This window comes from Actinacidiphila yeochonensis CN732 (assembly GCF_000745345.1).
Taxonomy (GTDB): Bacteria; Actinomycetota; Actinomycetes; order Streptomycetales; family Streptomycetaceae; genus Actinacidiphila; species Actinacidiphila yeochonensis.
Genome location: NZ_JQNR01000003.1, coordinates 241,243 through 261,895 on the forward strand (window position 1 = coordinate 241,243; position 20,653 = coordinate 261,895).

22 protein-coding genes and 1 pseudogene are annotated in these 20,653 nt (G+C 75.7%); 4 read left to right on the plus strand and 19 right to left on the minus strand.

Translation table 11 applies throughout. The features are described from left to right. Positions 1-168: 168 nt before the first annotated feature. From trpM to hisI, 7 genes are all read right to left on the minus strand, one after another. Positions 169-312, minus strand: coding sequence for a tryptophan biosynthesis modulator TrpM (gene trpM / locus BS72_RS37025; RefSeq protein ID WP_198545739.1), 144 nt, complete (start codon positions 310-312; stop codon positions 169-171). Between the two features lie 221 nt (positions 313-533). Further along, positions 534-1,340 carry an indole-3-glycerol phosphate synthase TrpC gene (trpC, locus tag BS72_RS02670; RefSeq protein ID WP_037906067.1) on the minus strand — a complete coding sequence of 269 codons (807 nt, stop codon included), beginning with the start codon at positions 1,338-1,340 and terminating at the stop codon, positions 534-536. A 180-nt stretch (positions 1,341-1,520) separates the two neighbouring features. After that, on the minus strand, positions 1,521-2,021 hold the full coding sequence (locus BS72_RS02675) for a DUF2752 domain-containing protein (protein ID WP_078900960.1): 501 nt from the start codon (positions 2,019-2,021) through the stop codon (positions 1,521-1,523). A 176-nt stretch (positions 2,022-2,197) separates the two neighbouring features. After that, positions 2,198-2,458, minus strand: coding sequence for an HGxxPAAW family protein (locus BS72_RS02680; protein WP_037906070.1), 261 nt, complete (start codon positions 2,456-2,458; stop codon positions 2,198-2,200). A 342-nt stretch (positions 2,459-2,800) separates the two neighbouring features. Next, positions 2,801-3,520, minus strand: coding sequence for a TIGR02234 family membrane protein (locus BS72_RS02685; protein WP_037906072.1), 720 nt, complete (start codon positions 3,518-3,520; stop codon positions 2,801-2,803). A gap of 569 nt (positions 3,521-4,089) precedes the next feature. After that, complete coding sequence (locus BS72_RS02690; RefSeq protein WP_037906074.1) at positions 4,090-5,613, minus strand: anthranilate synthase component I; 1,524 nt, start codon at positions 5,611-5,613, stop codon at positions 4,090-4,092. 91 nt (positions 5,614-5,704) lie between these two features. Further along, complete coding sequence (gene hisI / locus BS72_RS02695) at positions 5,705-6,046, minus strand: phosphoribosyl-AMP cyclohydrolase (protein ID WP_037906076.1); 342 nt, start codon at positions 6,044-6,046, stop codon at positions 5,705-5,707. Between the two features lie 176 nt (positions 6,047-6,222). On the opposite strand from hisI, the gene BS72_RS02700 reads away from it, so the two are divergent. After that, complete coding sequence (locus BS72_RS02700; protein ID WP_037906078.1) at positions 6,223-6,855, plus strand: TIGR03085 family metal-binding protein; 633 nt, start codon at positions 6,223-6,225, stop codon at positions 6,853-6,855. 54 nt (positions 6,856-6,909) lie between these two features. Here BS72_RS02700 and BS72_RS02705 read toward each other — a convergent pair. Then, a pseudogene (locus tag BS72_RS02705) lies at positions 6,910-8,228 on the minus strand (MFS transporter). 191 nt (positions 8,229-8,419) lie between these two features. Next, entirely contained in the window at positions 8,420-8,986 is a 567-nt protein-coding gene (locus BS72_RS02710) for a helix-turn-helix domain-containing protein (RefSeq protein ID WP_037907357.1), read from the minus strand. 199 nt (positions 8,987-9,185) lie between these two features. Here BS72_RS02710 and BS72_RS02715 point away from each other — a divergent pair, with 199 nt between their 5' ends. Continuing rightward, complete coding sequence (locus BS72_RS02715; RefSeq protein WP_037907359.1) at positions 9,186-9,788, plus strand: O-methyltransferase; 603 nt, start codon at positions 9,186-9,188, stop codon at positions 9,786-9,788. A 302-nt stretch (positions 9,789-10,090) separates the two neighbouring features. Here BS72_RS02715 and hisF read toward each other — a convergent pair whose 3' ends face one another. The 8 genes from hisF to hisD form a co-directional block, all read right to left on the minus strand. Then, complete coding sequence (hisF, locus tag BS72_RS02720; RefSeq protein ID WP_037906080.1) at positions 10,091-10,846, minus strand: imidazole glycerol phosphate synthase subunit HisF; 756 nt, start codon at positions 10,844-10,846, stop codon at positions 10,091-10,093. Then, positions 10,843-11,406, minus strand: coding sequence for a Rid family hydrolase (locus BS72_RS02725; protein WP_063835947.1), 564 nt, complete (start codon positions 11,404-11,406; stop codon positions 10,843-10,845). The genes hisF and BS72_RS02725 overlap by 4 nt, the downstream gene beginning before the upstream one ends. Positions 11,407-11,414: 8 nt before the next feature. Then, entirely contained in the window at positions 11,415-12,140 is a 726-nt protein-coding gene (gene priA, locus BS72_RS02730) for a bifunctional 1-(5-phosphoribosyl)-5-((5-phosphoribosylamino)methylideneamino)imidazole-4-carboxamide isomerase/phosphoribosylanthranilate isomerase PriA (RefSeq protein ID WP_037906082.1), read from the minus strand. Between the two features lie 296 nt (positions 12,141-12,436). After that, the gene (hisH, locus tag BS72_RS02735) at positions 12,437-13,078 is read right to left on the minus strand and encodes an imidazole glycerol phosphate synthase subunit HisH (RefSeq protein WP_037906084.1); all 642 of its coding nucleotides are present in this window, start codon (positions 13,076-13,078) and stop codon (positions 12,437-12,439) included. A 106-nt stretch (positions 13,079-13,184) separates the two neighbouring features. Beyond that, positions 13,185-13,337, minus strand: a complete 153-nt coding sequence (locus BS72_RS37030; protein ID WP_037906086.1) for a hypothetical protein — start codon at positions 13,335-13,337, stop codon at positions 13,185-13,187. Then, complete coding sequence (gene hisB / locus BS72_RS02745) at positions 13,334-13,927, minus strand: imidazoleglycerol-phosphate dehydratase HisB (protein WP_037906088.1); 594 nt, start codon at positions 13,925-13,927, stop codon at positions 13,334-13,336. Before hisB ends, BS72_RS37030 begins: the two co-directional genes overlap by 4 nt. After that, a complete protein-coding gene (locus BS72_RS02750; RefSeq protein ID WP_078900962.1) occupies positions 13,924-15,114 on the minus strand; it encodes a histidinol-phosphate transaminase in 1,191 nt (396 codons plus the stop codon). Before BS72_RS02750 ends, hisB begins: the two co-directional genes overlap by 4 nt. Next, the gene (gene hisD, locus BS72_RS02755; RefSeq protein ID WP_037906089.1) at positions 15,111-16,421 is read right to left on the minus strand and encodes a histidinol dehydrogenase; all 1,311 of its coding nucleotides are present in this window, start codon (positions 16,419-16,421) and stop codon (positions 15,111-15,113) included. The genes BS72_RS02750 and hisD overlap by 4 nt, the downstream gene beginning before the upstream one ends. A 263-nt stretch (positions 16,422-16,684) precedes the next feature. Here hisD and BS72_RS02760 point away from each other — a divergent pair, with 263 nt between their 5' ends. Beyond that, positions 16,685-17,410 (plus strand): LON peptidase substrate-binding domain-containing protein, encoded by a 726-nt coding sequence (locus BS72_RS02760; RefSeq protein WP_037906090.1) that lies wholly within the window; start codon positions 16,685-16,687, stop codon positions 17,408-17,410. A 171-nt stretch (positions 17,411-17,581) separates the two neighbouring features. Further along, positions 17,582-18,109, plus strand: a complete 528-nt coding sequence (gene ybaK, locus BS72_RS02765) for a Cys-tRNA(Pro) deacylase (protein ID WP_037906091.1) — start codon at positions 17,582-17,584, stop codon at positions 18,107-18,109. 450 nt (positions 18,110-18,559) lie between these two features. Here ybaK and BS72_RS02770 read toward each other — a convergent pair whose 3' ends face one another. Next, a complete protein-coding gene (locus BS72_RS02770; protein ID WP_063835948.1) occupies positions 18,560-19,444 on the minus strand; it encodes a hypothetical protein in 885 nt (294 codons plus the stop codon). Positions 19,445-19,668: 224 nt separating this feature from the next. After that, the gene (locus tag BS72_RS02775; protein ID WP_078900963.1) at positions 19,669-20,586 is read right to left on the minus strand and encodes an ABC transporter permease; all 918 of its coding nucleotides are present in this window, start codon (positions 20,584-20,586) and stop codon (positions 19,669-19,671) included. Between the last annotated feature and the right edge of the window lie 67 nt (positions 20,587-20,653).

Genomic DNA, 20,653 nt, shown 5'->3' on the forward strand with positions numbered 1-20,653 from the left:
ACAGGACCTCGGTGCGTGTGAGGTGGTGGAAGACCGGCGCGGACACGCGCCGTCACGGCATGCTGGCGGGCCGAAGCCACGCGGTCCGCGTCCGGGGAGCCCTCCCGACGGCCGGGCGGAAGGTACCGCGGGCCGTCGTACGGGCGTGCTCGGGCAGGAGCCGGGGCCTCAGCCGCGGCGCCATCGCCTTCCGTTCACCTGGCCGGGTTCGCAGCCGATCACGTACCGCACCCGGCGGCCCAGCACCTTGCGCGCGGGCGCGCGGCAGCCGCGGGGGCGGCAGCCGGGGGCCAGGCGGGAGGCGATGGACATGCGGGCAGTCTAGTGCCTCGCCCGACGGAGTCCGTCCGGGGTCACCAGGTCACCGCCGCCGCGCGGGGCGCTCCCCCGGGCACGCGCGCCGGAGGAGACACCGCGGAGACCTCGGGAAGGCCGCCGGGACTCGGCAGGCCGTCCGGCACCCGCCGGGACGTCCGGGACTCGTAGGGACGTCCGACTGCCGGCCGCAGCGGCGGCGGGGCCGGCCGGCGGCCTCAGCGGCCGTTGCGCAGCGCGGGGTGCGCGCCGGCGGCCACCAGGTCGGCGACGGCGGTACGCGGGTCCCGCCCGGTGACCAGGGACTCGCCGACCAGCACCGCGTCGGCGCCGTCGTGCGCGTACGCGATCAGGTCGTGCGGGCCGCGCACACCGGACTCGGCGACCTTGACGATGTGGTCGGGGATCTCCGGGGCGACCCGGGCGAAGGTGTCCCGGTCGACCTCAAGGGTCTTGAGGTTGCGCGCGTTGACGCCGATCACCCGGGCGCCGGCGTCCACGGCCCGCTGGACCTCGGCCTCGTCGTGCACCTCGACCAGCGGGGTCAGCCCGATGGACTCGGCCCGCTCCACCAGCGACTCCAGCACCGGCTGCTCCAGCGCGGCCACGATCAGCAGCACCAGGTCGGCGCCGTAGGCGCGCGCCTCCCACAGCTGGTAGGAGGTGACGACGAAGTCCTTGCGCAGCACCGCGGTGTCCACCTTGGCGCGGACGGCCTCCAGGTCGGCGAGCGAGCCGCCGAACCGGCGCTGCTCGGTGAGGACGCTGATGGCGGCGGCGCCACCCGCCTCGTACTCGGCGGCCAGCGCGGCCGGGTCGGCGATCGCGGCGAGCGGGCCCTTGGAGGGGCTGGACCGCTTCACCTCGCAGATCACCTTGACGCCCTCGCCGCGCAGCGCGGCGACGCCGTCGCGGGCGTCGCGGGCGCGGGCCGCGCGCTCCTTCAGCTCGTCGAGGGTGACCCTGGCCTGACGCTCGGCGAGGTCGGCACGTACTCCGTCGATGATCTCGTCGAGCACACTCACGCGAGAACTTCCCTTCGGCCGGCCGAGCAGCGAAATGATCACGCCAGTGTCGGTGGACCACTGGCTCTCCGATGGTATCCGGCAGCGCCCGCCGAGCCCGAATCGCACCTCCCATAGTCCCACTACCTGGACGTATGCACCCACCGCCGCCCTGTCCCGCGGCCCCGCGACGGGCTCTCCTCAGGGCGACAGGGCCCGTCCGAACGGCAGGTTCCGGACAACCGTGAAGACCACCGCGACCACCACCAGCGCCCGCCGGGCGCCCGGCCGCAGCACCGGCGCGTAGGGCAGTCCGCGCGCCGAGCGGACCGCCCACACCGTCCACACCACCGCGAACGCGGCGTATCCGGCGACGGCCAGCGCGTTGCACCGGAGGCCGGCCCGCAGCTGCCCGTGGACGAGGGCGTGGGCGCCGCGCAGCCCGCCGCACGCGGGGCAGTTCAGGCCGGTGTAGTACCGCAGCGGGCACAGCGGGTAGTGGCCCGGCCGGTCGGGGTCGACAGCCCCCACGTACGCGAACGCCGCGGCCACGGCGCCCAGCACCGCCAGGGGCACCGCGAGCCGCCGCGCCGCCCCGGGCCGGGGCTTCCGCTCGGTCGCGGGCTCGGTCGCCGGCTCGGGCCCGGGCCTCGGGGGCACCCCGCCGGCCGGGTCGGCCACCGCTCGGCTACGGCTGCTCATGGCCCGATCCTGCGCCTCCCGGGCGCGCGCCGCCCCCGGACCGCCCCCACCTGGGTCGGGGGGCGAGCGGTCTGGCCGTCGGGCGCCAACGCAGAACGGCACCCCAGCTGGGGTGCCGTTACGGGGTTGCCCAAGGTGATCGGGGCCCGGGTGGGGTCGGAGAGCCGACCGGGGGTTCAGGCGCGGGCGTGCTCGCGGGCCTCGGTGGAGCCGGCCCGAACGGGCGAGGTCTCGATCGGCTCGTACTTCTGGCCCAGACCCATCAGCTTCATGATCCCGCCGACCAGCGCGCCCACGGCGATCAGGGCGATGCCGACCCAGAATCCCACGGTGTTGTCGGCGACCATGAAGGCGCCGCCCACGCAGAATCCGATGAAGGCGATGATCACGCCGGTCCACGCGGCCGGAGTGTGTCCGTGACCGTGCGCTTCCGCCATGGGTGCTCCCTGTCGTGTCCAGTGGGGGCGTCCTCGGCCTCCCGCTACGTCCCCCATTGTTGCGCGTACCTGGGCAGGCTCGCGCACGGGGGTTGGTGCCGGGCGGGTGGTGTCGGACCGGACGGGCCGCCGACGGCCCCACGACGGACCAGGGGAAGGGCCGTACGGGGCGCCGTGGGAAGGGCCGTACGGCGTCCGCCGACGGATGGCCGGCGGGTCGCCGCAGGGCCGCTCGGCCAGGACGGCACCCGCGCGGGCACGGGGTACGGGTACGGGGGGCGGGGCCGCTGCCCTGCGGGCGGGCCACCGGTATGGGGCGGCTCCCGCCCCGCCCGGCGGCGGTTACGCGCCGGTGGGGTCCTCGCCGCGGTCGAGGGCCTTCCAGAGGTCCTCGGACCGCTCCGGGTCGATCGGCTTGGGGGCCCGGCCACGCGGTCCCGCCGCGCCGCCCGCGCGCTCGTAGCGGCCGGACATCGCGGGCCACCGCGACCCCCACACGAGGGCAAGCACGCCCGCGACCAGCAGCAGCAGGCCGCCGACGGCCGCGGCGACGGGCCAGAACGTCACGGTGGTGCGGGCGGCGGTGGCGTGCGCGAGGCTGGTGGCGGTGGCCGCGGCGGCGTTCAGCGCGCCGTGGTCGCCGCGCCGCGACAGGGCCACGACGGCCGCGCCGAGGCCGCTGAGCGCGAGGAGGGCGGAGACGACGTAGCGGCCGATCCGGCGGACGGCGAAGACGGCGACCAGCGCGGCCAGCCCGACCAGGGCGAGCGCCCCGGGCAGGGCGGTGGTCTGGCTGCCGGTGGCGTGCACCGGGAGGGAGCCGCCGCCGGTGACGGCCACGCCGTGCGACCACGTCCGGCTCGCCGCGTAGAGGACGACGGTGGAGCCGACGACGCCGCAGGCCAGCGCCGCGGCGAGGGCCAGGTGGGCGGTGCGGCGGCCGGGGTCGGTGCGGCCGACGACGGCGGGCGCGTCCGGCGCGGCGGCCTCCGGGGCGAGGACGCCGGCTTCCGCGGCGGGGGCGGGGGCGGGCTGCTCGTGCGCGGCCGGGGACGTGTTCACCCCTCCACTATCCCCTGCCCGGCGCGGACCCCGGTGCGCGGGGCGCCGCCCCGCATCCCCGGCCCCGCCTCGTCGACCGGCCCCGGCTGTCCCCCGCCGTCCCCCGCCGCCTCCCCGTCCGTGCCGCTCCGTCAGGCCCTCCGCCCCGGTCGCCCGCCGTGGTCCGCCGTCCGGGCAGGCCGCGCTCCCGGCGCCGTCCGGCCGTCGTCCCGGCGCCGTCCCGGCCCCGTCCCGGCGTCGTCCCCGTGGCGGAACCCACACGTCCGTGGAGATCCCGCAGGAGCCTCGGGGCCCCCGCGAAGGGCGCGTGAAGGTCGTACGGAGATCGGCACCCGCCGCCTTGTTGACGCGTCGGCCGCGGATCTACGGTCGTCAGGTCCCGGTACCCGTCCCCCCGAAGAGCCCGTCCCCGAAGAGCCGCAGTGCCAGGTGCCTCCCGTACCCGCACCCGGGAGGGGCCCGGCCCGCGCGGTGGCGGCGTCGTCCGGCCCGTACCTGGCCCGCGCCGGACGCCGGCCCACCCGGTGCCGCCGCCCCGGGACTCCCCACCCGGGGGCGGCCGGCGGCGGTCAGCCGTGCATGCGGTTGGCCGCCGAGACGGCCCGCAGTACGGCGGCCGCCTTGTTGCGGCACTCCTCGTCCTCCGCGACCGGGTCGGAGTCGGCCACGATGCCGGCGCCGGCCTGCACGTACGCGGTGCCGTCCCGCAGCAGCGCGGTGCGGATGGCGATGGCGGTGTCGGAGTCGCCGGCGAAGTCGAGGTAGCCGACGCAGCCCCCGTACAGGCCGCGCCGGACCGGCTCCAGCTCCTCGATGATCTGCAGCGCGCGCGGCTTGGGCGCGCCGGAGAGGGTGCCGGCCGGGAAGCAGGCGGTGAGCACGTCGAACGCGGTACGGCCCGGCGCTACCTGCCCGGTGACGGTGGAGACGATGTGCATCACGTGCGAGTAGCGCTCGACGGACATGAAGTCGACCACCTCGACGCTGCCCGGCTCGCACACCCGGCCCAGGTCGTTGCGGCCGAGGTCGACGAGCATCAGGTGCTCGGCGCGCTCCTTGGGGTCGGCCAGCAGTTCGTCGGCGAGCGCCGCGTCGGCCTGCGGGGTGGTGCCGCGCGGGCGGGTGCCGGCGATGGGGTGGACCATGGCCCGGCCCTCCTCGACCTTCACCAGCGCCTCGGGGCTGGAGCCCACGACGTCGAAGCCGCCCTCGGTGGTGCCTCCCTCGCCGGGGAAGCGCAGCAGGTACATGTACGGGCTCGGGTTGGTGGCCCGCAGCACCCGGTAGACGTCCAGCGCGGAGGCGGCGCAGGGGGTGCTGAACCGCTGCGAGGGCACCACCTGGAACGCCTCGCCGGCCCGGATGCGCTCCTTGATGTCCTCGACGGCCCCCCGGAACGCCTCGCCGCCCCACCGCTCGGTGTACGCGGGCAGTTCGGACGGGGGCAGGGTGACCGGCGGGTGCTCCAGCGGCCGGGCCAGGTCGGCCTCCATGGCGTCGAGCCGCGCCACGGCGTCGGCGTACGCCTCGTCGACGCCGCTGTCCTGGTCGTTGTGGTTGATCGCGTTGGCGATCAGCAGGACGGAGCCGTCCCAGTGGTCCAGCACGGCGAGGTCGGAGGTGAGCAGCATCGTCAGGTCGGGCAGGCCGAGCTCGTCGGCGCTGTGGTCGCCGACCCGCTCCAGCCGGCGGACGACGTCGTAGCCGAGGTAGCCGACCATGCCGCCGGTGAAGGGGGGCATCCCGGAGCCGAGGTCGCGCGGGGTGTGCAGGGCCTGGACGGTGGCCCGCAGCGCGGCCAGCGGGTCGCCGTCGACGGGCACGCCGACCGGCGGTTCGCCGAGCCAGTGGGCCTGGCCGTCGCGTTCGGTGAGCGCGGCGGCGGAGCGGACGCCGACGAAGGAGTACCGGGACCACGACCGTCCGCCCTCGCCGGAGCCCATGTCGGCGGACTCCAGCAGGAAGGTGCCCGCGCGCTCCCCGGCGAGCTTGCGGTACAGCCCGACGGGCGTGTCACCGTCCGCGAGCAGCCTGCGGGAGACGGGGATGACCCGGCGATCGGCGGCCAGCTTGCGGAAGGTGGGGAGGTCCATGGCGTTCATGGCCGCAGAGACTAGCGGGACGGGGGCCGGGCGCGACGGTTTGACCGCGAAGCGGGACACCCGGGCACCCGGCCGGGGACGCTCAGCCGAGCAGGACGTCCTCGTCGAAGCAGGTGCGGGCTCCGGTGTGGCAGGCCGCGCCCACCTGGTCGACGCGGACCAGCAGGGTGTCGCCGTCGCAGTCCAGGGCGACGGACTTCACGTGCTGGAAGTGGCCGGAGGTGTCGCCCTTGACCCAGTACTCCTGGCGGCTGCGGCTCCAGTAGGTGCAGCGGCCGGTGGTGAGGGTGCGGTGCAGCGCCTCGTCGTCCATCCAGCCGAGCATGAGCACCTCGCCGGTGTCGTACTGCTGGGCGACGGCCGGGACGAGCCCGTCGGGGGTGCGCTTGAGGCGGGCGGCGATGGCGGGATCGAGCGAGGACATGCCCCCATTCTGCCGCCGGGTGCACGGCCCGGGGAAACGCGTACCGCCCACCGGACGCCCGCGGCCGCCTTCCCGCCGACCGGAACGTCCCACTTCGTGGCCCGAACCGGGTACGCCGGATGCGCCGGGCGCGCGCCGACGGCTCCCGGCGGGACACTCGGCGCTAGCCTGGCGGTATGACGACCCATGCACAGCGTGAACGTCTCCTCCTCGCCGACCTGCTGGAGAACGCCGGTCCGGACGCCCCGACGCTCTGCGCCGGCTGGAGCACCCGGGACCTTGCCGCGCACGTGGTGGTCAGGGAGCGGCGCGGCGACGCGGCGGCCGGCCTCGTCATCCCCCGGCTGGCCGACCGCCTGGACCGGGTCCAGGCCGAGTACGCGGCCCGCCCGTACGAGGAGCTGATCCGGCTGATCCGCACGGGTCCGCCGAAGCTGTCGCCGTTCGCCCTCAAGCAGCTCGACGAGGTGTCCAACACCGTCGAGTTCTACGTGCACGCCGAGGATGTCCGGCGGGCGGCCGACGACTGGACGCCGCGTCCGGTCGACCCGGTCTTCGCCGAGGCCCTGTGGAGCCGCCTGGAGCGGATGGCGCGCGTGGTGGGCCGCCGCTCGCCGGTGGGCCTGGTGCTGCGTCTCCCGGACGGCCGCACGGCGGTGGCCCGCAAGGGCGCGCCCGTCGTCACGGTGACCGGGGAGCCGGCCGAGCTGGTGATGTTCACCTTCGGCCGCCAGGCCGCCGCGAAGGTGGAGGCCGATGGCGACGACGACGCGGTGGCGAAGCTGTACGGCGCGAAGCTCGGCGTCTGACGGACCGCCAGGCGCCCTATCCGCAAGGCGGTTGAGGCGGTCGGCGGCGATGGCTCAGGCCGTGTCGGGGCGGCCGGGCGGCTCATGGGCCCGCTTCGGCCCCTGGCTCGGGACCGGCGGCGTCCCCAGGCGGGCAGCGCGCACCGCCGGGGAGGCCAGGCCCACGACCCCGCCGAACGTGGAAGGCAGGCGGAGCCCACGAAGACGGAGGGCGCCCCCCAGGCGGCGACGGCGGCGCCGAAGAGCGGGTAGGCCAGCGGGGACAGGCCGACCCCCGTCAGGCTCATGACCGCCGTCACCCGGCCGAGGTAGGCGGGGTCGGCGGCGGTCTGGATCAGCGAGTTGGCGAGCCCTCCGCAGAGGCCGCAGACCGCCCCCGCGGTCAGCCCCGCCAGCACGGCGCCCGACAGGCCCGGCAGGAAGGGCAGCACGCCGAGCAGGGCGCCGCTTGAGAAAAGCGTGCCGATCTGCACCGCCCCCGCCCGCTCCATCCGGCCGCGTACCGTCAGCAGCAGCGCGCCGCACGTGGAGCCGGCGCCGAACGCGGCGACGATCCAGCCGTACCCGGCCGCCCCCCAGCCGCGGGACTGGGAGAGCAGCACCAGGCCGACGTTGAGCGGGCCGTTCATGCCGAGTTCGCTGATCGCGCCGGACAGTACGAGGGCCCCGAGCAGCCGGTGGCGCCGCAGGTAGCGCAGCCCGTCGCACAGCTCCTGCCAGGCGGTGGCCGGCGCAGCGGGCCCATCGGCGGGCCGGGCGGGCGGACGGTCCATGCGGGTGGTGACGAGCAGCGGGACCGAGATCGCGAACAGGACGCCGGCCGTGCCGAGGGCGGCTCCGGCGCCGCCAAGCCCCATGGCCAGGCCGCCCAGCGGCGGGCCGCCGACCTCGCCCAGCCGCATCGCCAGGGTCCGCAGCCCCTGGAGGCGGGCGAGTTGGCCGGCGCCGACCAGACGCGGCGGCAGGGCGCCAACGGCCGGCATGAAGAGCGCGTCCACGACGCCGAAGGCCAGCGCGAGCACCACCAGCAACCGCAGTCCGGTACTGTCCACCGCGACCACCGCAGCGGCGGCCAGCACCAGGACGCAGCGGGTGGCGTCGCTGCCGATGACGACCCGTCGCGGCCCGAAGCGGTCGGCGACCACTCCCCCGCCGAGCATCAGCACGGCCCGTGGCACCGCCCCCGCCGCCATCACCAGCCCGACCTGCGCGGGTCCGACGGTCCGGGCGGCGGCGAAGCCGAGGGCGAGGAAGTAGACCGAGTCGCCGACCAGCGAGGCCGTGTAGGCGGTGAGCCAGCGCAGAGCGTTCCGGTCCCGGTAGGCGGGCGGCTCGGCGAACCCCCCTCGGGACCAGCGCTCCTGGGGCGGGATCGGCGGGGTTGACGGACCTGCGGCGGCGCGGTGGGCCGTCGCGCCGAGTACGGAGGGTTTCGTGGGCTCGGTGGGCCTGGGCTCGGTGGGTTCGATGGCCATCGGCCGGCCTTCCTGGCGGGGATCGGCGGGACGTACGCGACGTGGCCCGGGCCGGGCCGGGCGGCACGGGTCGCGTCGGCGGCATGGGCTCAGTCGCGGACGGGGAACCCGTACATCTGGACGGATACGTGCTCGCGGCCCTCCGTGTCGCCCGCCGCGACAGCGGCCCTGCCACGCTCGCTCCACCGCTCCATCACCGCGGCCAGTTCGTCGGCGAGCCCTTGCAGCTCGTCGGAGGTCAGCCGGGGCAGGTACTCGGAGCTGAAGGCCGCGCCGGTCCAGGCGCGTGACCAGGCGGCCTGCTCGTCCAGGTACTGCTCGTACCGCTCGGACCGGGTGGCGAGCAGTTGCCGGGTGACCTGGGAGAGCACGGCCAGGCTCTCGGGCCGGTCGCCGAAGTCGGTGGTGCGGAAGGAGAAGCCGCGCTCCGCCGAGAGCCGCCACCAGCGTTCGCGGCCGTCGCGGCCGTGGCCGGGGGCCTCGGCGATGAAACCGTGCGCGGCGAGTCTGCGCAGGTGGTAGCTGACCAGTGAGACGGCCTCGTCGACCTGGTCGGCCAGGTGGGAAGCCGTGGCCTCGCCTGCGGTGTACAGCGCTCGGTAGAGGCGGATGCGCAACGGGTGGGTGAAGACCTTCAGGGCGTCCAGCTCGGTGATCCGCTGCTGGGCGGGCCGACCGTCACCGTCGGACGCGTCGGCTTCGGGGCCGGTCTCAGGGGGTTCGCTCACCCTTCCGAGGCTAGATAGGAAAGAAACATTGCACAATAAGATGTGCGCAGTTTTCTTTCCTAACAGTCCGCTACCGATCCGGGTACCGTCGCGCCGCCCCCGGGGCGGACTCGGCAGGATGGCCGGCATGTCCCTCAACGGCACCAGCGCCCACCTCAGCGGGCCGGGCGACCTGCCTCCTCTGGTGGAGCGGGCCGCCCGGACGGCACTTCACCTGGACTTCGCGTACTCCTGCCGGCCCGAGCAGGGGCGCCTGCTCAGCGTGCTCGCGGCCGGCGCCCGGCGGATCGGCGAGACCGGCACCGGCTGCGGTGTGGGGCTGGCCTGGCTCGTCTCCGGCATGCGGCCGGACGCCACGGCGGTCAGCGTCGAACGGGACCCGGACCGGGCCGAGGCGGCGTCGGCTCTCTTCGCCGGCCTCGCGCCGCAGGTCCGGGTGGAGTGCGCGGACTGGACCGTGATCGGCGGCCACGGCCCCTTCGACCTGCTCGTCCTCGACGGCGGCGGTCAGGGCAAGGACGGCGGCGCACCCGCCGACCCGGTTGCTCTGCTGCGCCCCGGCGGGCTGCTGGTGATCGACGACTTCGCGCCGTCCGGGGGCGGCACGCCGGCCTTCGGGGGCGGCCCGGACAGCGCACGCCTGCACTGGCTGGACCACCCGCTGCTCCGCACCGTGGAGGTTCCGCTGGCCCCCGACCTCGCGGTCCTGCTGGCCACCCGCCGGGCCTGACGACGGCACGGCGGCGGTTCAGCCGCCGTCCCGGGCGGCCTTGCCGGGCCGCGCTGACCACCCGCTGGGCCCCGGCCCCGTGGACGGTGGACTCGCGCGGGGTGCGCCAGGCGGGCGGGTAGGTGTCAACGCTGTCGGCGTCGTCGATCCGCAACTCCGCGTGCCAGGTCTCCACGACGGACAGGCCGACGGACGGCTCAGCGGACCGGCCGGCGAGGCCGACGCCCGTTCCCGGACGGCGCCGTGAGCCGGTCAGGCCTCCGGGGGCGGGCCGGGCGGCCCGCACCCCCGGAGGGCACCGCTCAGCGGACGGGGTGGCCGGCCTCGCGCAGCGCCGACTTGACCTCGCCGATGCGCAGGTCGCCGAAGTGGAAGACGGACGCGGCCAGCACCGCGTCGGCGCCGGCGTCCACCGCGGGGGCGAAGTCCTCGACGCGCCCCGCGCCGCCGGAGGCGATCACCGGCACGGTCACGTGCTTGCGGACCGCGGTGATCATCTCGGTGTCGTAGCCGTCCTTGGTGCCGTCGGCGTCCATCGAGTTGAGCAGGATCTCGCCGGCACCCAGTTCGGCCGCCCGGTGCGCCCACTCCACCGCGTCGATGCCGGTGCCGCGCCGGCCGCCGTGCGTGGTGACCTCGAACGAGCCGGACAGGGTGCGCCGGGCGTCCACCGACAGCACCAGCACCTGCCGGCCGAACCGCTCGGCGATCTCCCGGATCAGCTCGGGCCGGTCGATGGCCGCGGTGTTCACGCCGACCTTGTCGGCGCCGGCCCGCAGCAGCCGGTCCACGTCCTCCGCGCTGCGCACCCCGCCGCCGACGGTCAGCGGGATGAAGACCTGCTCGGCGGTGCGCCGCACCACGTCGTAGGTGGTCTCGCGGTTGCCGGAGGAGGCGGTGATGTCGAGGAAGGTCAGCTCGTCGGCGCCTTCCGCGTCGTAGAGCTTGGCCAGCTCCACCGGGTCGCCGGCGTCCCGCAGGTTCTCGAAGTTGACGCCCTTGACCACCCGCCCGGCGTCCACGTCGAGGCAGGGGATGACTCGGACTGCGAGGGTCATGCGGGGGCTCCTGGCTCTCCTGGCGCTGCGGGATCCGCGGCGTCCGCGGGACCCGCTGGATCTGAGGCGGCTGCGGGCTGGTCTGGCTGGGTGTGCTGGTCCGACTGGTCGGAGTCCGCGGCGTCGGACGCGGCGGGAGCGGTGTGCACCCGGGCGTCACGGCCGCCCGCGTGGGCCTCGATCTCGACCTCCACCAGCACCCTGGAGTCGGTGAAGCCGGCCACCACGACCATGGTCAGCGCCGGGCGGACGTGGCCGAGGACCTCGCGGTGGGCCCGGCCGGCCTCGTCGGCGTCCCGGGCGTGGCTGAGGTACACGCGGGTGCGGACCACGTCCTCCGCGGCCAGCCCGAACGGTTCGAGCGCGGCCACCGCGTCGCGCAGGGCGCCCGCGGTCTGCTCGTAGGGCTCGCCGGCCCCGGCCACGGCCCCTTCCTCGGGGACCGGCATCCGGCCCGAGACCAGGACCAGGCCGCCGACGGCGACCGCGCCGGCCGAGCCGGTCGCCTCCTCCCAGGGGGTGCCGGACAGTTCCCGCCGTACCTCGGCTCCGGACGTCATCGCGCCATTCATCCCCTCACGGCCGCCAGGGCCTCTTCAAGAGTGAAAGCCTTCGCATAGAGCGCCTTACCGACAATGGCCCCTTCCACACCCTCGGGGACCAGACCGGCGATGGCGCGCAGGTCGTCGAGGCTGGAGACGCCGCCGGAGGCCACGACGGGCTTGTCGGTGGCGGCGCAGACGTTCTTCAGCAGCTCCAGGTTGGGGCCCTGGAGGGTGCCGTCCTTGGCGATGTCGGTGACCACGTAGCGGGCGCAGCCCTCGGAGTCCAGCCGGGCCAGCGTCTCGTACAGGTCGCCGCCGTCGCGGGTCCAGCCGCGGCCGCGCAGGGTGGTGCCGCGCACGTCCAAGCCGACGGCGATGCGGTCGCCGTACTGGCCGATCACCTTCGCCACCCACTCCGGGCTCTCCAGCGCGGCGGTGCCGAGGTTGACGCGGGTGCAGCCGGTGGCGAGGGCCGCGGCGAGGGTGTCGTCGTCGCGGATGCCGCCGGAGAGCTCGACCTTGATGTCCATGCTGCGCGCCACGCCCGCGATGAGGGTGCGGTTGTCGCCGGTGCCGAAGGCCGCGTCGAGGTCGACCAGGTGCAGCCACTCGGCTCCCGCCTGCTGCCAGGCCAGGGCGGCGGACAGCGGGTCGCCGTAGGACGTCTCCGAGCCGGACTCGCCGTGTACGAGGCGGACGGCCTGGCCGTCGCGGACGTCGACGGCGGGGAGGAGTTCGAGCGTGCTCATCGGGGTGCGTCCTCGGGGTCGGTGCGGGATCTCAGTCGGTTCGGTCGGTACGGGATGCGGGTGGAGACGTCGGAGCGGCGCGGACCGGGGCCGGGAGGCGGAACCCCCGGCTTGGAGCCGCGTCCGGACGGCCTGGTGCCGCGACCGGCAGGGTCTGCCCGGTGGCGAGGTGCGCTGGCGCGGGCCCTCGCCAGGTGGCCGGGAAGCCTCGTGGTGGGCCTACGCGGCTCTTTCGGCCGACGCCGCGAGGGCCCGCGCCAGTTCGGCGAGCGGGGCACACCCTGCCGGGAGAGGCACTAGAGCGTGTCCAGCCAGTTGGCCAGCAGGACCGCGCCCGCGTCGCCGGACTTCTCGGGATGGAACTGTGTGGCCCACAGTGCCCCGTTCTCCACGGCGGCGACGAACGGCTCGCCGTGGGTGGTCCAGGCGACCTTCGGGGCGCGGATGGACGCGTTGTGCGTCTCCAGGTCCCAGTCGCCCACCCCGTAGGAGTGGACGAAGTAGAACCGCGCGTCGGCGTCGAGCGCGGCGAACTGCCTGGAGTCCTCGGGCGCGGCGACGGTGTTCCAGCCCATGTGCGGCACGACGGGGGCCCGCAGCGGGCCGACGGTGCCGGGCCACTCGTCGAGGCCCTCGGTCTCCACGCCGTGCTCGATGCCGCGGGCGAAGAGCACCTGCATGCCGACGCAGATGCCCATGACCGGGCGCCCGCCGGACAGCCGGCGCCCGATGATCCAGTCGCCGCGGACCTTGCGGATGCCCTCCATGCAGGCGGCGAAGGCGCCGACGCCGGGCACCAGCAGTCCGTCGGCGGCCATCGCCCGGTCGTAGTCGGCGGTGATCTCCACCTCGGCGCCGGCCCGGGCCAGCGCGCGCTCGGCGGAGCGCACGTTGCCGAAGCCGTAGTCGAGGACGACCACGCTCTTGCTGCCGCTCATGTCGGTGATCCCTCGGACGGGCCCTCGGTGGGACGGTCGGTGCGGGCCGGCCGGGACGGGCCCGGCGGCGGGGGCGGGGTGCTGGTCGCAGCGGGACGGGCAGGGGTCACAGCGAGAGCAGCCCGGCCGCGAGCGCCATCACCGAGCCGATCGCGATCACCGCGATGATGCTCTTGGACTGCTCCTGTTTCCAGAAGGAGTACACCCCGCCGGCCAGGAACAGCCCCAGGAGGATGAAGAGGGTGGACCCCTTGTTCACAGCGCGCCCTTCGTCGACGGCAGGATTCCGGCGGCCCTCGGGTCGCGTTCGCTGGCGTACCGCAGCGCCCGCGCCAGGGCCTTGAACTGGCACTCCACGATGTGGTGGGCGTTGCGGCCGTAGGGCACGTGGACGTGCAGGGCGATCTGCGCCTGCGCCACGAAGGACTCCAGGATGTGCCGGGTCATCGTGGTGTCGTACGAGCCGATCATCGGCGCCATGGTCTCGGGCTCGGTGTGCACGAGGTAGGGCCGGCCGGAGAGGTCGACGGTCACCTGGGCCAGCGACTCGTCCAGCGGCACCGTGCAGTTGCCGAACCGGTAGATGCCGACCTTGTCGCCGAGGGCCTGCTTGAACGCCGCGCCCAGGGCGAGCGCGGTGTCCTCGATCGTGTGGTGGGTGTCGATGTGCAGGTCGCCCTCGGTCTTCACGGTGAGGTCGAACAGACCGTGCCGGCCGAGCTGGTCGAGCATGTGGTCGTAGAAGCCGACGCCGGTCGACACGGAGACCTGCCCGGTGCCGTCGAGGTCGATCTCCACGACGGTGGATGTCTCCTTGGTGGTGCGCTCCACGCGGCCGACGCGGCTCATGCGGACTCCTTCGTACTGCCTGGTGCGGTGCTGCCTGGTGCGGGGGTGCCGGTGCTGCCGGGGTCGGCCGGGCCGTCGAGGAGGACGTCCGGGTCCTTGGCGAGCGCGGCGGCCGCGTCGAGGAAGGCGGCGTTCTCCTCCGGGGTGCCGACCGACACCCGCAGCCAGCCGGGGACGCCGAGGTCGCGGATCAGGACGCCGCGGTCGAGGAAGCCGCGCCAGGCGGCCGCGCTGTCGGCGAACCGGCCGAACTGGACGAAGTTCGCGTCGGACGGGGTGACCTCGTAGCCGAAGCCGGTCAGCTCCTCGACCACCCGGTCCCGTTCGGCCTTGAGCTGCTCGACGTAGCCGAGGAGGGTGTCGGTGTGCTCCAGGGCGGCCAGCGCGGTCGCCTGGGTGACCGAGGAGAGGTGGTAGGGCAGCCGCACCAGCTGCACGGCGTCGACCACGGCCGGGTCGGCGGCGAGGTAGCCCAGCCGCAGCCCGGCGGCGCCGAACGCCTTGGACATCGTGCGGGTGATGACGAGGTTCGGCCGGCCCTCCAGGAGCGGCAGCAGCGACGGCTGGTGCGAGAACTCGCCGTACGCCTCGTCCACCACGACCATCGACGGCCGGGCGGCCTGCGCGGCCTCGTACAGCGCGAGCACGGTCCCGGCCGGCACGGCGGTGGCCGTCGGGTTGTTCGGGGAGCAGATGAAGACCACGTCGGGGCGCCGCTCGGCGATCTCCCGGGTGGCGGCGGCGACGTCGACGGTGAAGTCGTCGTTGCGCGGGCCGGAGATCCAGCCGGTGCCGGTGCCGCGGGAGATCAGCGCGTGCATCGAGTACGAGGGCTCGAAGCCGATCGCGGTGCGGCCGGGGCCGCCGAAGGTCTGCAGCAGCTGCTGGATGACCTCGTTGGAGCCGTTGGCCGCCCACACCTGCTCGGTGCCGACGCGGTGGCCGGCGGTGCGGGTGAGGTACTCGGCGAGGCGGGTGCGCAGCTCGACGGCGTCCCGGTCGGGGTAGCGGTTGAGGTTCCGCGCGGCCTCGGCGACCCGTTCCGCGATCCGGGCCACCAGCGGCTCGGGCAGCGGGTACGGGTTCTCGTTGGTGTTCAGCCGGACCGGCACGTCGAGCTGCGGCGCGCCGTACGGGGACTGGCCGCGCAGCTCGTCGCGGATCGGCAGGTCGTCGATGGCGGTCACGAGGCGCTCCCGAAGCGGACGGTGACGGCGGTGCCGTGAGCGGGCAGGTCCTCGGCCTCGGCGAGGGCGACGACGTGGTGGGCGACCCCGGCGAGGGCGTCGCGGTCGTAGTCGATCACGTGGATGCCGCGCAGGAACGACTGCACGGACAGGCCCGAGGAGTGGCAGGCGCAGCCGCCGGTGGGCAGCACGTGGTTGGAGCCGGCGCAGTAGTCGCCGAGCGAGACGGGCGCGTGCGGGCCGACGAAGACGGCGCCGGCGTTGCGCACCCGGGCGGCGGTCCCGGCGGAGTCCTCCGTCTGGATCTCCAGGTGCTCGGCGCCGTAGGCGTCGACGACGGCCAGGCCCTGCTCCAGGGTGTCCACGAGGACGGTGGCGGACTGCCGGCCGCTCAGCGCGGCGGTGATCCGCTCCCGGTGCTTGGCGGCGCCCACCTGCTTGTCCAGCTCGCGGTCGACGGCGTCGGCCAGCTCGACGGAGGTGGTGACCAGGACGGCTGCGGCGAGCGTGTCGTGCTCGGCCTGGCTGACCAGGTCGGCGGCGACGTAGGCGGGCTCGGCGGTGGCGTCCGCGAGGATCGCGATCTCGGTGGGGCCGGCCTCGGCGTCGATGCCGATACGCCCCTTGAGGAGGCGCTTCGCGGCGGCCACGTAGATGTTGCCGGGGCCGGTGACGAGGTTCACCGGGCGGCACTCGTCGGTGCCGTAGGCGAACATCGCGATGGCCTGGGCGCCGCCGGCGGCGTAGACCTCCTGGACGCCGAGCAGCTCGCAGGCGGCGAGGATCGCGGAGGCGGGCAGGCCGCCGTTCTCCTTCTGCGCCGGGGAGGCGACGGCGATGCCCTCGACGCCCGCCTCCTGGGCGGGTACGACGTTCATCACCACGGAGGACGCGTACGCGGCGAGGCCGCCGGGCACGTACAGGCCGACGCGCTGGACGGGCACCCAGCGCTCGGTGACGGTGCCGCCGGGGACCACGCGGGTGGTGGTGTCGGTGCGGCGCTGGTCGCGGTGGACCGCCCGGGCGCGCCGGATGGACTCCTCCAGGGCGGCGCGGACCCGCGGGTCGAGCTGGGCGAGGGCGTCCCTGAGAGCCTGGGCGGGCACCCGCAGCCGCTCCAGCCGCACGCCGTCGAACCGCTCCCCGTAGTCGATGACCGCCGCCGAGCCGCGATGGCGCACGTCCTCGCAGATGGGCCGCACCGTCTCCAGCGCGGCCTCCACGTCGAACTCGGCACGGGGCAGCAGGTCGCGGTCGATGCCGCCCTCCGGGAAGGCGGCGCCGCGCAGATCGATTCGGGAGATCACGGTGCCAAGTGTAGAGACCCGGATCGGGCAACCGGCGCTCGGTTCCACTCAGTGATACGTCACACGCTGCTGGTGGCTGCCGTGGCCCGGCGCGGCGGCGGCGCGGCGGGCGCGACCTCGGGCCGGGCCGGGCGGGGCAGGGCCTCCGGGCGGTCCGGGCGGGTCGGGGCGGTCCGGGCGGCGGGCGCGCGGGCCGGGCCGTCCGGCAAACGTGTCCCGCATCCGGCGTCGCACCCGGCCGATATGCCCTTACGCTGCTGGCTGTGACCGATCGCCTTCCGCTCTTCCCGCTCAGTTCGGCGCTCTTCCCGGGGCTGGTGCTTCCCCTCAACGTCTTCGAGGACCGGTACCGCGCCCTCGCCCGGGACCTGCTGGCGCTGCCGGAGGGCGCGCCGCGGCGGTTCGGGGTGGTGGCGATCCGCAACGGCCAGGAGGTCTCTCCCACCGGCCAGGACGGCCGCGACACCGGTCCGGCCGCCGGGCTCGGCGACGATCCGCTGGGCGCGCTGTACGGCGTCGGCTGTGTGGCGGACGCCACGGGGATCTCCGAGCGCGGGGAGGGCGGCGAGGACGGGTACGACATGGTGGGGACCGGGCTGGTCCGCTTCCGGTTGCTGTCGGTCGACGCCTCGGGCGAGTACCTGACCGGGGAGGTCGAGGAGCTGCCGGACGAGCCGGGCGCGGGCGCCGCGGCGCTGGTGCCGGAGGTGACCCGGGCCTTCCGGGCCTACCAGAAGAAGCTGGCCGGCTCCCGGGAGCGCACGCTGGCCTCGCAGGAGTTCCCGGACGACCCGACGGTGATGTCGTACCTGGTGGCGGCGGCGATGATCATGGAGATGCCGGACAAGCAGCGGCTGCTGGAGGCCGACGACTCGGCGGCCCGGCTCACGGAGGAGCTGCGGCTGCTGCGCAGGGAGACGGCGCTGATCGACAAGCTGCCGTCGCTGCCCGCGGTCGAGCTGGCGCAGCAGGCGATCTGCGTGAACTGAGGCGCGGCGAGCGGAGCTCCGCGAGCTGAGGCACGGCGCGCGGTCCTGATCGGGCGGCCGGGGGCGGTGGGGGTCCTGAGCGCAGGGCGTCCCGGGGTGTACCGGGGCGTCCCGAGGACGTACGGAAGGCGGCCGGGGGCCGCGGGGAGCGGAAGACGAAAGGGCGCGGAGATGGCGCGCAAGGCCAAGGCGGCCGGGGGCGGTACCCCGGCGACGGTGGCGCTGGACCGGGCGGGGGTGGCCTACAGCGTGCACGCCTACGCGCACGACGCCGCCTCGGACCTGTCCTACGGCCTGGAGGCGGCGGCCGCGCTGGGCGCGGTACTGGGCGTGGACCCGGCCGAGGTGGAGGGGCGGGTGTTCAAGACGCTGGTGGCCGAGGTCGACGGGGCGCTGACCGTCGCGGTGGTGCCCGTCTCCGGCTCGCTGGACCTGAAGGCGCTGGCCACGGCGGCGGGCGGCAAGCGGGCGGCGATGGCCGACCCGGCGGCGGCCGAGCGCACCACCGGCTACGTGCGCGGCGGCATCTCCCCGCTGGGCCAGCGCAAGGCGCTGCCGACGGTGGTGGACGCCACGGCTCTCGCGCACCCCACGGTCTTCGTCTCGGCCGGCAAGCGCGGCCTTGAGGTGGAACTCGCCCCGGCGGCACTGGTCGAGCTGACCCGCGCGGTGACGGCCCCGGTGGGCCGCCCGGCCTGACGGGAGGTCCGGCGGGCGACCGGCGGGAGGCGGCTTCGTCCTCCGGCGGCTGTCTCCGGCCGGCTGTTGTCTCCGGCGGCTGGACGGGGCGGCTGGACGGGGCGGCCGGCGGTGAACCGGCCGCGGGCGTCGGAGGCGCCGTACGCCGGCTGTGAAGGGGCCGCGCCCGTTCGCCGCGGCCTTCCCGCCCGACCGGCGGGTGGTTCGCAGGGCCCCAGCGGCAACGGCCGGTGCGCTGGCCGGAGTCGGGGCGCCCGGGGACCGGGGAGCCCACGCCGTCCGCCGCCGGAGCACCGTGCGAACGGGCCGGCGGCTCAGCGGGCCTGCCGGGCCGGCCGCCGGGTGGCAGCGGCGGCGGGCCGCCGGTCAGTGCGCGTTGGCGGCGCCCGGCCGGGTACGGAGGCGCCCGGCCCCCGCGTCCGGCCCGCCGTCAGTCGCCAGCAGTCGCCGTCAGTCGCCGTCGGGCGTGCCGCCCGGGCCGCCGTCCTCCGGCTCGCGGGGTCCCTTGGTGAGGTCGGGGGGCGTCGGCCCGGCCTCCGTACCCGACCCGCCGGGGGCGCTCCCGGTGCCGGGCTGCCCGGTTCCGCCCCGCCCGCCGGAGGCCGGGTCCTGGCCGGCCGCCTGCTCCCCGCCGGGCGGGGTGGTGCCCTGCTCGGGCCGCCCGTAGGCGCCGGGCGCCCAGCCCTGGGGCTGCCGGCCGTTCTCGACGGCGAGCACACCGCCGCGCTCCTCGTCACGCTCGCCGAACACGTACGTCAGCACCGTGTGGACGAGCATCGCCGCGGCCGGCCAGGCGACGATCGCGCTCTTGGCCCGCAGCTGGAGCGGGGCGTCGAAGACCACCTTCGGACCGACCTGCTTGGCGTGCTCGACGATGTGCGTGGTCGGTCCGAGCCAGACGCCGATCCGCCAGCCGATCACCGACGCGAGCGCGCCGCCCGCCGCCAGCCCGAGCACCACGGCCACGCTGCCGCGGCGAAGCCGCCAGAAGACGGCCGCGGCCGAGAGCGCGCCCAGCACCAGCGCGATCAGCACGAAGGTGCCGTCGCTGCCGATCGCCTCCTCGCCCTCGGTGTCCTTGAGGTAGACCGCCTGGCCGTCGGAGACCAGCGGCACCCGCGGCGACAGCCACAGCCACAGCAGCCCCAGCGCCACGCCGGCCACCGCGACCAGGACGAACACCAGCAGCCCGCGGAGGATCTCCCGGCGCGCGGAGACCGGTGCGTGCTCCTCCCGCGGGGCCGGGAAGATCGTGGCGCCCGCGGCCGGGTACTGCGGCACGTTCGTGGCTCCGGAGTGCGGCGAGGGCTCGGGCGGCGTCAGGGGTGCGGTCACCCGCCCATCGTGCCAGGTCTCCCTGTCAGGCGCGGCACCGGCAAGGCCCTACCGGGGGCCTGCGGGCGCGAGACGGCAGCCGGCGCGAACCGGACCGGGATCGGACCAGGTCCGGACCAGGATCGGACCGGAATCGGAGCGGGATCGGGCCCCGGACAGCGCCCCGGGGCAGGCCCGAGCGGGCCCGGGGTCCCGCCCGGGATCGGGCCCGGACGGGGACCCGTTCAGCGGCAGGCGGCCCGTCGGTACGCCCAGGTGGCGACGGCGAGTGAGGCCACCCCCACGGCCGCGCAGACCGACAGGTCTCCGACCACGGCGGCCCAGTCCGTGCCGCCCCCGTCGAAGGTACGGGCGAACGCCTCGACGCCGTAGGTGGACGGCAGCACGTCCCGGGCCCAGCTGATCGGCGCGGGCATGTGGGAGGCCGGGAGGACGCCGAGCAGCAGCGCGGCGGACATGCCGAGCTGGCCCAGCAGGGTGGCGATCTCCTGGCGTGGCGCGAGCAGCCCCATGGCGGCGCCCAGGCCGGACATGGCCGCGCCGGCCAGCGGCACCACGAGCGCGAGCACCCACAGGTTGGCGACCGAGAGGTGGAACAGCACGCACCCGGTGACGGCCGTGACCACCGTGCCGGGCACGGTGAAGGACGCGTAGGCGCCGGCCGCGCCGAGGACGACGGCCGCCGGCGGCACCGGCAGCGTCGCGTAGTGGTCCAGGCCTCCGGAGGCGCGCAGCTGGCCGAAGTACTGGGAGAGCAGGTTGAGCGCGACGAAGGCGACGACCAGCACGCTGGAGCCGGCCACGACGGCGCGGGCGGCCTCCCCGTCGCCGGCGTGCACCACACCGCGCAGCATCACCATGATGCCGATCGACTGGAACGTCGCCACGAACAGCAGCGGGATGCGGGCCACCCGGGCCCGGGAGAGCTGCGCCCGGTAGACGGCGCCGAGGGCGGGCCGCAGGCGGGCGCGGGGTGCGAGGGCCGCCGGACCGGACGGGCTCGCGGGACCGGACGGGCCGGACAGGCCGGCCGGGTCCGGGAACGACGGGGCCGGGCCGGGGTGCGCGCCGGCCGCCGGCGCGGTCGGGGCGGCGGCGCCGACGGCGCTCGCGGTGGTCCCCGCGGTGCTCGCAGTGGTCATGGTGGCTGCTGTGCCCGTCGTCCTCGTGGTGGCCGTGCCGGTCGTCCCGGCCGTGGTCGCGCCCGTC